This is a genomic window from Erythrobacter sp. SN021 (assembly GCF_021864455.1).
In genome coordinates this window covers 1-15,881 of sequence record NZ_JAKKUW010000001.1, presented here as the reverse complement: position 1 = coordinate 15,881, position 15,881 = coordinate 1, and the positions used below count along the sequence as shown (strand labels likewise).

At 57.6% G+C, this 15,881-nt stretch carries 13 protein-coding genes; 3 read left to right on the top strand and 10 right to left on the bottom strand.

The genetic code is table 11. The features are described from left to right. Positions 1 to 17: 17 nt before the first annotated feature. Positions 18 to 1,424, bottom strand: coding sequence for an adenosylhomocysteinase (gene ahcY, locus L5849_RS00065; RefSeq protein WP_236923775.1), 1,407 nt, complete (start codon positions 1,422 to 1,424; stop codon positions 18 to 20). Positions 1,425 to 1,655: 231 nt separating this feature from the next. Between ahcY and L5849_RS00060 the strand changes: the two genes are divergently transcribed. Both L5849_RS00060 and L5849_RS00055 read left to right on the top strand, forming a co-directional pair. Further along, a complete protein-coding gene (locus L5849_RS00060) occupies positions 1,656 to 2,135 on the top strand; it encodes a peroxiredoxin (RefSeq protein WP_236923773.1) in 480 nt (159 codons plus the stop codon). 842 nt (positions 2,136 to 2,977) lie between these two features. Beyond that, positions 2,978 to 3,253, top strand: coding sequence for a LuxR C-terminal-related transcriptional regulator (locus tag L5849_RS00055; protein WP_236923772.1), 276 nt, complete (start codon positions 2,978 to 2,980; stop codon positions 3,251 to 3,253). 74 nt (positions 3,254 to 3,327) lie between these two features. Here the strand turns inward: L5849_RS00055 and folE are convergent, their stop codons facing one another. Genes folE through L5849_RS00040 form a run of 3 tightly spaced genes read right to left on the bottom strand, consistent with a single transcriptional unit; the run spans position 3,328 to position 5,988 of the window. Then, entirely contained in the window at positions 3,328 to 3,939 is a 612-nt protein-coding gene (gene folE, locus L5849_RS00050; protein ID WP_236923771.1) for a GTP cyclohydrolase I FolE, read from the bottom strand. Further along, positions 3,936 to 5,477 (bottom strand): phospholipase D-like domain-containing protein, encoded by a 1,542-nt coding sequence (locus L5849_RS00045; RefSeq protein ID WP_236923770.1) that lies wholly within the window; start codon positions 5,475 to 5,477, stop codon positions 3,936 to 3,938. The genes folE and L5849_RS00045 overlap by 4 nt, the downstream gene beginning before the upstream one ends. Positions 5,478 to 5,496: 19 nt before the next feature. Continuing rightward, positions 5,497 to 5,988 (bottom strand): hemerythrin domain-containing protein, encoded by a 492-nt coding sequence (locus L5849_RS00040; protein WP_236923769.1) that lies wholly within the window; start codon positions 5,986 to 5,988, stop codon positions 5,497 to 5,499. A 92-nt stretch (positions 5,989 to 6,080) separates the two neighbouring features. Here L5849_RS00040 and L5849_RS00035 point away from each other — a divergent pair, with 92 nt between their 5' ends. Next, positions 6,081 to 6,476, top strand: coding sequence for a metallopeptidase family protein (locus L5849_RS00035; RefSeq protein ID WP_236923768.1), 396 nt, complete (start codon positions 6,081 to 6,083; stop codon positions 6,474 to 6,476). Between the two features lie 327 nt (positions 6,477 to 6,803). Here L5849_RS00035 and L5849_RS00030 read toward each other — a convergent pair whose 3' ends face one another. From L5849_RS00030 to L5849_RS00005, 6 genes are all read right to left on the bottom strand, one after another. Then, positions 6,804 to 7,214, bottom strand: coding sequence for a hypothetical protein (locus tag L5849_RS00030; protein WP_236923767.1), 411 nt, complete (start codon positions 7,212 to 7,214; stop codon positions 6,804 to 6,806). Beyond that, positions 7,214 to 8,503 (bottom strand): RHS repeat-associated core domain-containing protein, encoded by a 1,290-nt coding sequence (locus L5849_RS00025; protein ID WP_236923766.1) that lies wholly within the window; start codon positions 8,501 to 8,503, stop codon positions 7,214 to 7,216. Before L5849_RS00025 ends, L5849_RS00030 begins: the two co-directional genes overlap by 1 nt. A gap of 774 nt (positions 8,504 to 9,277) precedes the next feature. After that, complete coding sequence (locus L5849_RS00020) at positions 9,278 to 9,673, bottom strand: hypothetical protein (protein WP_236923765.1); 396 nt, start codon at positions 9,671 to 9,673, stop codon at positions 9,278 to 9,280. A 1-nt stretch (position 9,674) separates the two neighbouring features. Further along, a complete protein-coding gene (locus tag L5849_RS00015; protein WP_236923764.1) occupies positions 9,675 to 14,267 on the bottom strand; it encodes an RHS repeat domain-containing protein in 4,593 nt (1,530 codons plus the stop codon). Further along, positions 14,230 to 14,532: a Calx-beta domain-containing protein gene (locus tag L5849_RS00010; protein WP_236923763.1), complete on the bottom strand. Its 303-nt coding sequence runs from the start codon at positions 14,530 to 14,532 to the stop codon at positions 14,230 to 14,232. Before L5849_RS00010 ends, L5849_RS00015 begins: the two co-directional genes overlap by 38 nt. A gap of 638 nt (positions 14,533 to 15,170) precedes the next feature. Continuing rightward, positions 15,171 to 15,389, bottom strand: a complete 219-nt coding sequence (locus L5849_RS00005) for a hypothetical protein (RefSeq protein WP_236923762.1) — start codon at positions 15,387 to 15,389, stop codon at positions 15,171 to 15,173. Positions 15,390 to 15,881: the final 492 nt, after the last annotated feature.

The following is a 15,881-nucleotide window of genomic DNA, read 5'->3' as shown; positions in this document are numbered from 1 at the left end:
TCCGTCGCTTGCGACGATCAGTAGCGGTAATGTTCGGGCTTGAACGGCCCCTCTACCGGCACGCCGATGTAGTCGGCCTGCTTCTGGCTGAGCTGAGTAAGTTTAACGCCAAGCTTGTCGAGATGCAGCGCAGCGACCTTTTCGTCGAGGTGCTTGGGCAGAACATACACGTCGTTCTGATATTCGTCGCCCTTGGTCCACAGTTCGATCTGCGCCAGCGTCTGGTTGGTGAAGCTGAAGCTCATCACGAAGCTGGGATGGCCCGTCGCGCAGGAGAGGTTCACCAGTCGCCCCTTGCCCAGGACGATGATTTCCTTCCCGTCGGGGAACTTGACCAGGTCGGTGCCCGGCTTCAATTCGTTCCACTCGTAATTGTCGAGCGCCGAGATCTGGATCTCGCTGTCGAAATGGCCGATATTGCAGACAATCGCCTTGTCCTTCATCGCTTTCATGTGCTCGGCGGTGATGACGTGTTCGTTACCCGTGGCGGTGCAGAAGATGTCGGCGACCTTCACCGCTTCTTCCATGGTCACCACTTCGAAACCGTCCATCGCCGCTTGCAATGCGCAGATCGGATCGATTTCGGTCACAAGCACGCGCGCGCCGCCATTGCGGAGCGACTGGGCGCTGCCCTTCCCGACATCGCCGAAACCGGCGACGCAGGCGACCTTGCCCGACAGCATGACGTCGGTCGCGCGGCGGATCGCATCTACCAGCGATTCGCGGCAGCCGTAGAGATTGTCGAACTTCGACTTGGTCACGCTGTCGTTCACATTGATCGCCGGGAACGGCAGCTTGCCCTGCCGGGCGAGATGATAAAGGCGATGAACGCCGGTCGTGGTTTCCTCCGACACACCGACAATGTTCCTGACCGATTTGGTCAGATAGCCCGGTTTGTCCTTAATGAAGGCCCTGAGCGCGCGCTGAAATTCGATTTCTTCGGCATTCTGCGGTTCGGGCAGTTCCTCGCCCGCCTCGAGGCGCGCGCCCCACAGGGCGAACATGGTCGCATCGCCACCATCGTCGAGAATGATATTGGCCGTGCGGTCGGCATCGTCCTCGGTCGACCAGTCGAATATCCTGCCGACATAATCCCAGTAATCGGCAAGGCTCTCGCCCTTGATCGCGAACACCGGAATGTCCTGCGCGGCAATGGCGGCAGCAGCATGATCCTGCGTCGAGAAAATATTACAGGTAGCCCAGCGGACATCGGCTCCGAGCGCGACCAGCGTTTCGATCAGCACGGCGGTCTGGATGGTCATGTGGAGCGACCCGGTGATCCGCGCACCCTTCAGCGGCTTCTCCGCATATTCCTCGCGCAGGGCCATCAGCCCCGGCATTTCGGTTTCTGCAATGGCGATTTCGGCGCGGCCATAATCGGCGAGCGCGATGTCCTTGATCACGTAATCGGTAAATTCGGTCACGAAGTAGTCCTCGGCTTTCGGAATGGTGGCTGCACTAAAGACAGGGCAGCCGCCCTATTGACGCCGCCCCTAGGCTTTCAGTGAACGGAGGGCAACAGCCGCTATCGCACGCCTCACGGGGCGTGCCCACCGCGCCACTTGGCCAAACGATCCCTGCCCCGATGCAGAGCTTGCCTAGCATGACTTGTCATCCTACCTCACTCGGCGGACGGGATAGACGGAGTTTCCAACATGACGATTTCGGTAGGCGAAAAACTGCCCGACGTAACGCTGGTCAAGGCAACCGATGCCGGACCGGAACAGGTGAGTTCGAGCGATTATTTCAAGGGCAAGACCGTTGCACTTTTTTCGGTGCCCGGGGCCTTTACGCCGACATGTTCGGCGCGCCATTTGCCTGGATATGTCGAAAAGGCCGGAGACCTGAAGGCAAAGGGTGTGGACGAAATCGTCGCCACCGCGGTCAATGACGCATTCGTCATGGGCGCTTGGAATAGCGCGGCCGGTAGCGACGACATCACCATGCTGGCAGACGGCAATGGCGAGTTCGCCGAAGCCGTGGGCCTGACGATGGATGGTTCGGGATTCGGCATGGGCAAGCGTGGGCAACGCTATTCGATGGTGGTCGAAGATGGCGTGGTGAAGCAGCTCAATGTCGAGGCCCCGGGCGATTTCTCGGTCTCGTCGGCAGAACACATGCTGGGCCAGCTATAACGCCCGGGCAGGTCGAACCTGTGTATCGTATTGCCCCGCCCGGCTCCTGCCTGGCGGGGCAATTGTCATGCGGGGCCGAAGGGATTGAATGGCTCCGACCGGATGGCCGGGCGACGAGGAACAGGTCAGTGTTCTGCGGCTCCATTTTCAATGGTGCTTACTGGCGGGCGCATGCACCCCCCTCGTCCATCGGGCAGACAAACGCCATTCTTCCGACATGGATTGCGGTATCAAGTGAAAGTGTCGGAATTCGGCGAAAATTTACAATACCGAATCATATTGTTGTGAAAGCGTTCACCGTGACGGGTGGGCATGGCGGTCGGGTGACGATCTCGACTTCCGCTTGAGCACACGACGTCGAAAAGGCTGGTCATGAATGTACCATCGCCGATCCTGAAACAGACGCGGCACCACGCCGAAACGCGGTACTCGTCCCGGCCCATCGCCGGCGGAGGAGGCAGTCTCCCTGTCGAACCATATCGCTCGCCGCATGCCCCAACCGCCGCCCCCTTGCACCCAAGCGGCGAAACGGGACACCGGCGCGATTTGTCTTGCGCGATGAGGCGCACGACAGCGCTTCACAAGCGCATGAGACAGAGCGGCAAGGTCTTCGGGGTGCGAAACGACCTGCGGCCGCCGCGACGCCCCCTGCTGCGTATAAATGCGATGCCAAAGCCGCCATTCGCGCGCGGACGGCGGTGTTGCAGAACCCATGCGCTCCGGTCGATCCCGATCCGGTTGGGGTTGGCGAGCGGCGACGATGTACCAAGGCAAGATCGCGGCTTTCTGCCCCGGCCGGGCGGCGAACGTATTGCGCGCCTAAAAGCTGAAAGGACCTGCGCATGAATGGCGAATTCTTTGCAGATGGTCTGAAAAAGGCCCGGCCCCAGTATGAACGGACCACCGCCGATCTACACGCGCAGCGCCTGAAAGAACGCTTGTCGGAGCGAGAGAATCAGGTTCTTCAACTTCTTATCGGAGGCTTCACCGGACGCGAGATCGCTTCCAGGCTGAATATCAGCGTACGCACGGTGGACGTCTACCGCGTCCTCATCAATCAGAAACTGGACGAGAGCGAATCCACCTTCGCCTTTACCCGCTCATATCCACCAGGCTAGTCGGGCGTGAAAGCCATGGGCAACGGGCATCGCGGTGCCCCTGCTCTACAGGGAGGCGGGACTGCGCGAATGCCTCAGCCGTAACCCATCAGGCCCATAACCTCCTCGCGGCTGCGCTGGTCTTCGAGAAACGTGCCCATCATCCGACTGGTTACCATGCTGACTCCCGGGGTCCGCACTCCACGCGCGGTCATGCAGCTATGGGCCGCTTCGATCACCACCGCCACGCCCTGCGGCTGGAGGTTGTCCCAGATACAATCGGCGACTTCGGCGGTCAGGCGTTCCTGCACCTGCAGACGGCGCGCATACCCATGCAGAACACGGGCCAGTTTCGAAATCCCCACCACGCGGTCATTGGGCAGATAAGCGATTGCGGCCTTGCCGATGATCGGCGCCATGTGATGTTCGCAATGCGATTGAAACGGAATGTCTTTGAGCAGAACGATCTCGTTATACCCGCCGACTTCTTCGAAGACGCGGCTGAGATGATAAGCGGGGTCCTCGCCATAGCCGAGGCAGTATTCCTTCCATGCACGGGCGACGCGAGCCGGCGTGTCGAGCAAACCCTCGCGCGATGGATCGTCGCCGGCCCATTCGATGAGTGTCCGAATGGCGTCCTGAACATTTTCGGGCACCGGAGGCTTGCCTCGGGGGTCATCCTCGTCGGGTCCAACTAGGCTGCTCACGATTCTTCAATCCTCCTGAACCTGTCGCGAAAGCGTGCGAGCCTGCTCCCCTTGCGGAAAAGACCGCCCTTTGCAAACGGCTCGAACATGTCTTCCGGCCCTTCCGGGTCCAGTATGGCGCTTTGTGCCAGGGTTTGCTTCACACCATTGAGTTCGGGAGGATGGTAGCGCCGCAAAAATCGCTTTCGGTCCCCTTGCGCATGATCGATCAGCCCCGCCATCGAACCGTGGCGCGCCAGAAGCTGGCCGACCTCCTTCTCCTCCAGATCGCAGTGCTCGCCCAGTAGCGAGCGCCGGAGCGCGGCAATGGCGTCACGCGCATGTGCGTTACCGTCGCGGTTCGAATCGATGAAGACATCGCATTCGCTGTCCAGCCCCATCGAGCGATTGTTCAGATTGGCCGAACCGATGCGCAATATCTCGTCGTCGACGATCATGATCTTGGCGTGAACGTAGATCGGCGTTTCCCCGGTGAAGGGCGACCAGATGGAAAACCGCCGTTTCTCATCCGCTTTTTCGATGGCCCGCACCAGTTCGGCGCGGGCATGGTCCATCGCCTGTTGTTCCAGCCAGCCATCGGCATTGCACGGATGCACGATCACGATCTCGGGCGGATCGGGTTCGCTCAGCCGTTCGATCATCGCCTCGGCAACAGCGCGTGACGCGAAGTACTGGCTCTCCGCGTAAATGAAGCGCTTCGCACCCGCGATTTGATCGAGATAGAGTTGCTGGATTTCGTCGACCTGGTCCCAGTCGCGATAGGCCGCCCGGGTTCGGGCGATGCCGATTTCGACATTCTCGAACTGGACCGCGAGCGCATCGGGCCAAGGCGTTCCCGGCCTTTTTTCGATGTCGGGAAGCGAACCGCCGCCCGCGCAGGTCCAACGGTCTTCGCCGAGTTCCGCCAGCGCATGGGCGACGTCGCCCTCCATCATCATAGCAGCATCGTGCCACGGCGCGTAAGGCCTCCCCCAAGGCGTCTTACGTCGTGGATCGTCTTCCTTATGTTCGCGCGTATCCCAGCGCTTGTCGGTGATATCGATACCGCCGCATACGGCGACCTGATTGTCGAGCACCGCGATTTTCTGGTGGTGAGTGCACCCCACCGGATGAGCCGTGTCGAATTTGAAGGTGATCCGCCGGTGCCGCACCCATCGGGCCAGATCCCACCACATCGAGGCACGCCCGATGGTCGAAAGAGCCCCTACGCTCCATTTGAGAATGCGGATATCGAGCTGTTGACGGTGGCGGGCGAGCCAGGCGAAGAAGCTGCCCAGCCGCGATGGGAATCCCCGCTTCCATGGCCGCTGCCACCATCGGCGCCCTCTTTGGAGATGGATGCGGGTATCGAAATCCCACCCGATCAGCAGGATGCGTCGCCGCGAGTTGAGCATCGCCTCCTGCATGAAGGCGAAGTAATCCGCCGCGTCCACGATGACGCTGGCCCGCGACGCCGAGGCGTAGCGCCACACCCCCGGCTCAACCGACGGCGCCAGACGGGAGACCCGGCTGGCATCGGGGGCCTCAGCCTTTGTCACGGCCCTCCCCATGCCGGGATCATTCCTTGGCATCTTCCTTCTTTTCAGGCGTCACCTCGGCATCGGCTTTCTCTTCCTGCTTGCGACGATCGAACACCGATTTCATGTGCTGCATATCCTCCTCGTCGAGATGCCTCTCGAAGTCGGGGAAATGGTCGTCCTCTTCCTCGTCGATATGATGGCGATAGCGATGATCGAAGCTCTTGAACTTGGTAAGCCAGCCGCCTTCCGACATGTCCGTGGCGGCGAGATCGTTCAGCGCCTCCTCGATTTCGTGATGTTCCGCAACCGAATGGCGCGTTTCACCCGTCGTCGGCGGTTTCCTCAGCATGGTGGAATAAAGCGCCTGTTCTTCGGCAGCGGCGTGCGACTTCAATTCCTTGGTAAGTTCTTCGAACAGAGCCTTGCGCTCGTCGCTATCGCCCGATGTCTCGAGTAGCTTGTCGAGCAATTCACGATGCTTGTCGTGATCCTTCTTCAGGCGCGCGAAAATTTCGGTGGCATCGGTCATGCAACTTTTTCTCCTTCGAGACATGAACAGGATACCGGCAGTGCGGTTCCAATCTTGTGTCGCTGGCCCGGCGATCCCATGTCGGCCAGGAGATGCACGACCGACAAGCCCCCACCAGATTGCAAATGCAGATGATGGCGGAAGCCGCGTTTGCGGCTCTGCCCGCGAAAATCCGCGAGCAGATGGGCGATGTCGTTCTGCGGGTCGAGGATTTCGCCACGCAGGAGCAACTTGCCTCGGTCGATATCGACAATCGCTGGCATCTGTCCGGCCTGTATGAGGGCGAGCCGCTGCCCGACCGATCGATATGGGAAAGCGGGCGCCTGCCGCCGCGCATTTGGTTGTTTCGCCAGCCCCTGATTGCCGAATGGCGTGAGACGGGCGTGCGCATGGACGATCTCGTCCGCCACGTGGTCGTACACGAAGCCGGCCACCATTTCGGCTTCAGCGACGAGGACATGCACTGGCTGGAGGACAAGGCCGACTGACCGGACACCCCTGCTCGCTCGCGACTGCTTTCATCGCTCGAGAATCTGGAAGCCCTCTTCCTTGCCCGAAAAGACGTGCCGCCGCGGACGGCAGCCCTACCCTGGAACCATAAAAGGCCACCCTCCCGGAAGAAGGATGGCCTTTTATGGCGCGCCCGAGATGACATTAATGGGCACTCAAATTATTGGGAAATTTTGATGGCGTTGATTTAATGAGTTGCGATTTACCGCCGCTGCGTAGGGTGTGCGCCCTAAGGCTTCCCCATTGCGAAGGTCGATGCGGTGATGATGCGGAATCGTTCTCAACGTCGATGAGTGACGAATAATCTAAGCTTCGCGAGAGCCGTTAGGACGGTTCATTAGAAGCAATATAGCACTTCCGGCTCCGATAATCGGTACGCCGAACCCCAGTCCGATGAGAAGCACGTCCAGCAAAGATGCCGAGCCGCTCATCAACGAATTAAGTGCTTTGGCAATGGATACGTCACCGAGAGCAACCGCAAACAAAGAAACAAAAAAGGCAATTGCTATCAATGCCTTTTGGTTCCTCTGCAACAGTACCGACGCTATCAACAAGATGGAACTCGCGGAAAGTATAATTGGGCAGAGTCCCGCATAAAGAGCTCCTTCACCCTGATAGAATGAGAGTAAGACGAAGCCTAAATGCAGAACGGCGACCCCCAATCCTGTAATGAAGCAAACTTGAAATGCTCTTGGGAGAAAGGTACTCGCCGTCATCAAAAACCTCCCGATTTCCAACCATTGAAGTCTTGATACAGGACCATCAACCGCGCGTTCGGATGCACACTCCGTATCCGCGGTGCAAAGCTTCTATCGCCTGGGCTCGCTCCTGACTGCACAATTTTCCGATCTTGGACTGCCCCGGCAATATCATTGAAGGGACTACCTTGCCCCGCAGGCACACCGGTTCCGGTATGGGTATGAGCTGCGAGTAAAAGCTGTTGCCCAGAAGCAAGCCCAGGGTCTACGGACGCGGGACTGAAGAAGCCACCTTCGGGTCCTTCGAATAGTTGCAATACATATTCGCCAGCTTCGGCATCGAGTGAAACCGTCACCGCATGCTCTCTCGAAAAATCGGACGCTTCGGTCAAGTTAATGGCGGCTTGCGCGTATACAGAAGTCCGTTCGTTGAGCGCCTGCGAATTCGAATTTCCATCGCTATCGGTCGTAGCAATTCTTTCTGATTGCAATAGCTGCGTACCTTTGTCGGTCCCGTAGGATTCGCTAGTTCGACTGCCGTCCAGCCTCTGACAAATCCTACTGCCCGTCTGCGTCTCGCACATCCCCGTCGGATCGACCCCATTAATCGGATCATTTGCGACATAGGCATAGAGGTTGAACTGGTCCTCATACCCAATCGGATCGGTCTGCAGGAACCGCCCCAGCGTGGGCGAGTAGATGCGGGCTTTGTAGTAATACATGCCCAGCTCGGGGATCCACACTTGGCCGGTGTAGCGGAACCGGCCCTTGGTGGCGATGTCGTCGCCCGAGGCGGTGTCGGGGATGCCGTATTCGTCGTAGCTGTTGGTATGAAGCGGGGCGCCCTGATAGTTCGTCACCATCACGATCGAGCCGCGCGGATCGGCGTGGAGATAGCGCCGCGAGGCAGCGCTCACCCCCGCGCCTTCATAGACGAAGCGCTGCGTGCCCAGGCTGCCCCCGCTGACCTGATGGAGCCGCCCGAGCGGATCGTAATGCAGCCGAACCTCGAGCGCGCCGGTATAGGATAGCGCGGCGCAGTTGGTGTTGGTGCTGCCCTGCACGCGCCGCTCGACCAGGCGGTTCTCGACATCGTAGAGATAGACGCTCGTCCCGTCGGCGGTGAGATTGCCATTGGCATCGTAGCAGAAGCTCGCGCTCCCGGCGCCAGTATACTGGTTGAGACCGTTGGTGGTGTAGGCGCGGACCGCATCGACATGGCCATCCCAGCTATAGGCATCGTTCGACTGCGTCTCGGACGCGATCTGGGAAGCGAACTGATCGACACCATGCTTACCCGCTACCACGCACAACACGGACAGGAGAGCGCCAACGCCGCCTGATCCCCTCTCAGCCGCTCCCTAGCGGCAAGTCAGCGCGGGAACGACGACAAGGGGCCGGGACAAACCGCAAGCCCCCAGGCGGAGCCTTTTGGCTGCTCTCAATACGATTGGATCAGGACGGCGCATCACCGTTGCAATCGCTCTCCCACGCACCGCCCGGTTGCAACCCCTTGCAACGCCAAGCCACTGACATCGCACAACAACCACGCTGCCCACGCGATCTTGCAACCCGTTGCAACTTCTCCGAACACGCCCTCCGCGCCCGCAAGCCTCTGGATTTGCGCGGCTATCTCGTTGCAACGACGCACGGTTCTACCGTGTAGGGTGTGCTTACTTAAGGGACTGGACCGCTGACCTCGATTCTGAGCCGGTCGGACTGCTGCGAGGTGGGGTGGTTTTTCGCCTGGAACGGGCCGCTGACAGGCGGAACATGACCCCACCGCACCGCCTCGATTGCATGGAGCGCACCGCAACCTTGCGGGTCAAAGTGACTCAGTCGAGGCGCGGAGGATTTGTCAGCTATCGCAACGGCTTGGAGCGCGATTAGCACGTGCTGTGCCGCAGATTTGCCACCGGGTCACAACCGGCACAGAAGATGCTATCCGCCAAAATCAGCCGTAACTCGCTGATCTAACTCACCTTCATCAACAGCAGGCGCTGTGTACGGTGTGCGCCCTAAGGCTTCCCAAATTGCGCAGGGGCGATCCGGTCACTGAGCCGGATCGTTCAATGAAGGGATTAGCGGGGCACTTTGGGACGAAGTTTGAGCGCTAGTCGCTTTGCGAGCCCTCCGATCAGATAGACGATCGGAAGCGGAAGGACGAAAATAAGCAGATTCTCGGTGCCCTCGATTGGGTTGAGGGCAAGGAAAATGAGTGCCGATAGCGTATAGGCTCCGACGCAATAAAATCCAAAGCGCAGGCGATCCTGAAAAGCCAAGTGAGCTGCTAAACTGGTCACAACATATAGGCTTACGATGAAGAACGTGAAAACCAGCGCGAATGAAAGATAGAGCTGCCTGATCCAATCCGGGTTCTCGTCAGGGTAGAGGACGATTGCGTAGACCAATAGGGCGACGGTAAATAGAACTACCTCCGCTGCCTTCGCGATGATGTATCCAATGAACTTATTCATATCAGCAACTTTTTATACGAGTTCCAGTTTGATCACATGCGCCCGATCTTCTTGCATCTCTGACCAGAGCATTCCCGATCGCTTCACGGTCAGACTGGTTCGCAAAATCGATATCTCGCCCAAGGTCTTCTCTGACACCATCTAGCACTCGCATGTAGCTCCTGTCAGAAGCAAACTGAGAACTCGCAGTCCTTTCAAGCAAGCCTCCATTCAGCAACCCATTGATCTCCCCGATAGCGCTCGCGTAGCCTTCGGGGTTGTTTTGAGCGAAAGAATCGAGACCCGCCTGAACTGCAGTTTGTTCGTAGTGCACAAGCCTCGCGTCCAGATTTCGACCGCCCCACTGGCCCGTTGCCACTCGCAATGCGGCGGTTTCGTTCGCGCGCTCCAAGCCGGAGCTGATCGCTCCTAGCAGTGATCGCGTTGTCGAGCTGGTGAACATTCGCCCGGCAATCGGGTAGTCCATGTTCGCGAGGAACTCGACTGTCCGCGCGGCTGCTGAGAAAAACCGCGTTTGTCCTCGCAAAGCAGCATCGTAGCCACGATATTTCCGAGCGCGAGCGCAATAAGGACTGCCGCTATTTAGAGCTACGCATGCCTGCCCCGTCGGATCGACCCCATTAATCGGATCATTCCCGACATAGGCGTAGAGATTGAACTGGTCCTCATACCCGATCGGATCGGTCTGGAGGAACCTACCGAGCGTCGGCGAGTAGATGCGGGCTTTGTAGTAATACATGCCCAGCTCGGGGATCCAGGCCTGGCCGGTATAGCGGAACCGGCCCTTGGTGGCGATGTCGTCGCCCGAAGCGGTGTCGGGGATGCCGTACTCGTCATAGCTGTTGGTATGGAGCGGGGCGCCCTGATAGTTCGTCACCATCACGATCGAGCCGCGCGGATCGGCGTGGAGATAGCGCCGCGAGGCATCGCTCACGCTCGCGCCCTCATAGACGATCAGCGGATCGTCGGCCTCCATGCTCGGGCCATGGACATAGCGCCGCCGCAAGGTGCCGGCGCTGTTGTATTCACCGATCAGCGCATTGCCATCGTAAAGGAACCTTTGCGTGCCCAGGCTTCCGCCAGAAACCTGATAGACTCGGCCTGTAGGATCGTACCGCAACGCAGCCTGTAGCGTGCCACTATAAGAGAGCGCTGAGCAATTGGTGTTGGTCTGCGCTCTTTTGGATATCAAGCGGTTCTCGACATCGTATTTGTAGACGCTTGATCCGTCGGCAGTCAGATTGCCATTGGCATCGTAGCAAAAGGCCGCGCTGCCCGCGCCCGTGTATTGGTTGAGACCGTTGGTGGTGTAGGCACGGGTCGTATCGACATGGCCATCCCAGCTATAGGCATCGTTCGACTGCGTCTCGCTGACGATCTGCGAGGCCGGATTGCGCGTGTAGCTCCAACTGACATCGCGCGTGGAGCCGTGCAGATTGAGCGCGATAGAGCCGAGCCGACCGGCACTGTCATAGGCCAGTGTCTTCGCATGGCTGCTGGCCTTCTGATAGGTCCAGGCCATTTGCGACGGAAGGCCCCGTGCATTGTAGCTCGCCACGCCCAGCACGGTTCCCTGCTGGCGCACCCTGATGACACGGTCGAGGCCGTCATAGTCGAACGTCCAGTACTGCCCGTCCGGATGCGTCACGCGCGTGCGGTTGCCATTGGCATCGTATCGCGAGGATACCGTACGGCTGATCCCATCGGTGTTCTGCGTCTCGGCCGTGAGGCGCCCGAAGCCGTCATAGGTGTAGGTGATGCCCGCACCCGTTAGGCTATCGAATCGCGCCTTGGTCTGGAGCCCACGCAGATCGTATTCGTAGAACACATCGCGCCTGTGGGTGGATGGAATCGCCGAACAACTTGCGGTCCCGCTTGAGCACAGGTCTTTCTTGGTCACACGGTTCAGCGCGTCATAAGTGTAAGCGATCTTCTTCCCATCGCGCTTGCGCAGCGAAGTGCGATTACCATTGGCGTCGTAGCCATATTGCTCGTAATTGGCGGGATTGATCGGTCCGGCTGTCGCCAAGGCGGTCGCGGGGGTCGAGGGATTGAAAGCGGAAGGGCGGGCCTTGGACGGGAATATCCACTTGGTTTGCCGGTCGTGCCCGTCATATTCCAGCTTGGCCCGGTTGCCATTGGCATCGACGACATATTCGATCTTGCCATTGCGCGTGTAGCTATAGGTCACATCGGCAATCTCGATCGAAGTGCCGACCGCCTTGCGGACCTGTAGAACCTGGCCGGCGGCGTCGTAGATGGTCTTGGTGATGCGATCGGGGCCGTCGCCACCCTGTGCACCAAGCGTGCATGCGCTCACCGGCAGTGAACTGTAGATCGCGGGGTTCATCCGCTGGACCGAACAGAGTGGGCGATTGAGCCCGTCATAGTTTTGCTGGACCACCGAGACGGCCTTGTTATCCGCGCCCTTGACCACAATTTTTGTTGCGAGGCGCCGACTGTTATAGCTGGTGCCGACCTGCTCATGGGCTACGAAATTGAGCGAGGTCAAATCGGTAAGGCGACCCTGCTCAACTTTCTCGACCTGGTCATCGCCGCGATAGGTGATGCGCGTGGCGAGCCGTATGCCGTTACTGTCGACCGGTGAGATTTCCATGATCTTACGGCCGACGGTATCATAACGATAATGCACCGCATCGTCGGAACCCGGTAGAGGACCATCCTCGCTAAGCAGCCGCCCAGCCTCGTCATAATTATAGCGGGTTTCGAGAAAATTTGTCGGATCTTCCGGGTCTATCTGACGCACTGTTTCGGGCAGAAACGTATCGCGCCAGTAGGTGTACTCGGTAATGATGTCATAGCCATCGGCGCACGAAGAGTTATCGTCGCATACGCGTTCGGAAATTTTTCGCGTGAGAGCGATGACGTTCCCATATCTATCTATAAAGTCTGTAGGATGAATCTCATATTCGACATCGGTCTTGCGTCGTATTCCTGAGTTATCTTCCGGTTCGAGCCTCGAAGTTAATTGGCCGCGCGAATTATACTCGTAATATGTACGCTGACTTCTAAAATTTTCGGTCCATTCCGGCCTCCAGCACCTGACGGTTTGATGGCAATAGGGAATTAGGCCGTATCGTGAGGTAGCCAGCCTTCTGACGCCGGTATAATTGTACTTGGTCTTTTCGGTTATTGCAGCTTGCCCCAAACCGGGTTTAGGAGATACCGTTCTTTTTTCGATGCTGCCGTTAACGTCATAAGATAAATCGATACGGTTGCCCTCGGGAAAGACCGAAGAAACCAATCGACCATTGCCATCGTATTCATAACGCGTGGTTCGGTTAAGTGAATCCGTAACAGTTTCGACACGGTTATAATATCCTAGCCAATTGGGATCATTTGTTACATTGGTATCGTAGACCATCCTATAGCCTTGTGGCCCCGTTACCGTAACCTTATCGAAAAAATAATTACTTCCCGTTCCGATTTCAATATCCGAATAGCTATAGTTATACCGGACCTCATCCGCTGTTATGGAATCAATCACACTGTACCCAGATTTTTTTCGGGCTGTTACCGTTGCCCCCGTCTCGCCTGGCAGGGTCATCGTATATTGGGCCCCCTCTAATGGGCGACCAAGTGAGCCTCCCGTCACCCCGGCATAGAACCGACCCGCAAGATCGGTCGCACCCTGGTCCGTGTAGGTAAATCGGGCAAGCGGAGTGTTTGGATCGGCATCGCTGTAAATCGCAACCACTGATGGCTTGCCCCATCCGATATCTCCGAAATTCTGCCCTCGATAGCTAATTGTCATGTGATACCCGGTATTAGTGGATATCCTAACCGGTCGAATACACTTTTGGCCAAACTCACTACAGGTTCCAGCGCTGTCATAAGCAAAAGCAAGAACCTCCCCGTCCGGGTAGGCAATCGTAGTCACGGAGCGATTAAAGTACCACTCTTTGTATAAACTGGTGTTCGCAGGAGAGGAAAGCGTTGTATAACCAAACGTATAAATAGCACCGGTGCCACGTTCGGTGAATATACTACCCGGATAATTCAGCGCCGATCCAGAATTATCTTTACTATGGCAAAATCGGAAGCGATCCCCCTCATCTAGTTCATCGCTTTCACAATGAAACGTTTCCGATGTGCCGTCATATTTATGAACCGTATAGGTTCCGGATATGCCCGCACCATAGTCCGTCCAGTCCTCTACACCCTTCCCGCTAGAGAATGGCGCTGCGTTCTGTATGGTGTCGAACCTTAAGCGCGGCGCAGCGGGTATCGACAGCGCAGGAACCTGCGGAGTAGCGCGCCCAGTTGCGATGTTCACCCCGTTCGGGTCCGACTGAATCACGATCGGCGAGAGTTCCGGAATAGGCTCGCCCTGGGCAAAACCCGTTTGCGACAAGCACATAAACGCCATCCCTGCGCAGATGCTAACAGCCCTCGCACGCGTGACTTTCGTCACAAATTGTAAAGCAAAATTCATATCTATTTCTGCTCTGCCCCCGAACTTCAGTAACTTCTGGCTATCAGAAGATTTAAGCCCTCGCTTCGCCGCAATTCGCGACACAGACCATGTGAGCTTGTCAGCAAAAAAAGTCGCCACACATTGGATCGTCATCATCGTCGAGGATGGTCCCAACCCCTTGTGAGTCCGCAATCGTTGCGCCGACAGGATTGGACAAATTGATATAGAACCTCTCGTTAGCCTCTATTTGACTGTCCTGCTTGGTGGATACGGAAATTGATTTACTCGTCTGCCCAGCCGAAAAGGTCAGCGCACCAGACACGGCCGTAAAATCGCCTGAACCCGCCGTTCCGTTTGCGCTGGCATAATTGACACTAACACTTGAGCCAGAGGCCGCCGACAGAGTGACGGTAAAACTCATGGCTCGTCCTTCTACGGCACTACCGTTGCTGATCGCGATGGACGGCGTCGGAGAAGGCGTCGGTGTGGGAGTGGGCGGAGGAGGAGGCGGTGGTGGTAGCGAGCCCTGTGCACAGGCCGGAATCGCCCGGTTACTCCGCGCGTCGTAACTCGTTCTGTTCCCCGCAGCATCATAGCAGATTGCATGCGCATCGCCATCATTCGCGCCACCAGTGGTTACAACCGAAATCAGTCGACCTAGTGCGTCGTAGTCGTAAACCTCGGTGCTCGATTGCGCTGAGGCAACATCTGCGCAGGCGATGGCAGCCAGAGACACACTCAAAAATAGTTGCTTCACGATGCCACGCCCCTGTTCGATACTTCTAAACAGGGAGTATTTCATCACCTATAGGGTGTGTCCAGTCACTTATAACAATATTGCGGTTGATATTTTGAATGAGATAGGCAGCCTATGCACTTGGAGGTTTCGGTTCACTTCCCGCCTTTACGTGAGGATCCGAGCCAATAAGCACTGCTTTGGAGAAATTAACTGGACTCCACGCTGCGTACGGTGTGCTCGCCAGATTCCCCATTTCACAGGCGTGATCCGGTAATTCAGCCGGGGCGGTCAATGGAGGGTATCATTAGCTGAAAGATGCTTCAGGTCTCGTGGTCTCCGCTAGTAGAACTGCCGCCCGCCGATCCTTTCCGTAAATTCGACCAAACCAGATAAGCCAGTTCCACGAATCCGAACGCCGAAAGAAATCCAAATATGATGCGAAGGCCGACAGCTGCCTGATCGTAATTCAGGATGAAGAACAGGCCGCCGAACGCGAAGATGAGCGCGGCTATCACATTAAAGATGAACTGGCTCGACATGCTCAACCCCCACCCGGAGCTTGGCATGATCCGTCGGCGATGTAGCTGAGCTGATCGAGCCGATCTTGGATGCCATCTACGTAGGCATCATAGTGCGCATACGTGGCGGCACCGAGAACCATACCAGCTCGGCCTCCGGCCTCAACGGCACCTTTCGTCGGAGCAGCCGGGTTCCAGCGGTTGGCATACACAACGATAGCTCCCAGCGCACCCAATACACCGCCATCACGCCGGTTGTCTTGATATGTAAGCTGGAAGAACCTCAATGCTGCGCGATCATTCCATACTTTTGGCACGGTAACTCGACCTAGCAGAGCGTCGCGAGCCCTTGCTGCCGCATTATGCAAATCTTTGCATATCTGCGGCTCCTCCTTTTTCGGCTCTTCTTTTTTCGGCGGGCGACGTCCACCTCCACCAGGACCAAATGGACCGGACGGGGGACCAGAAGGCCCGCGCGAACGGGGCGGGGGACCGCCGCCGCCGCCTTCTTCA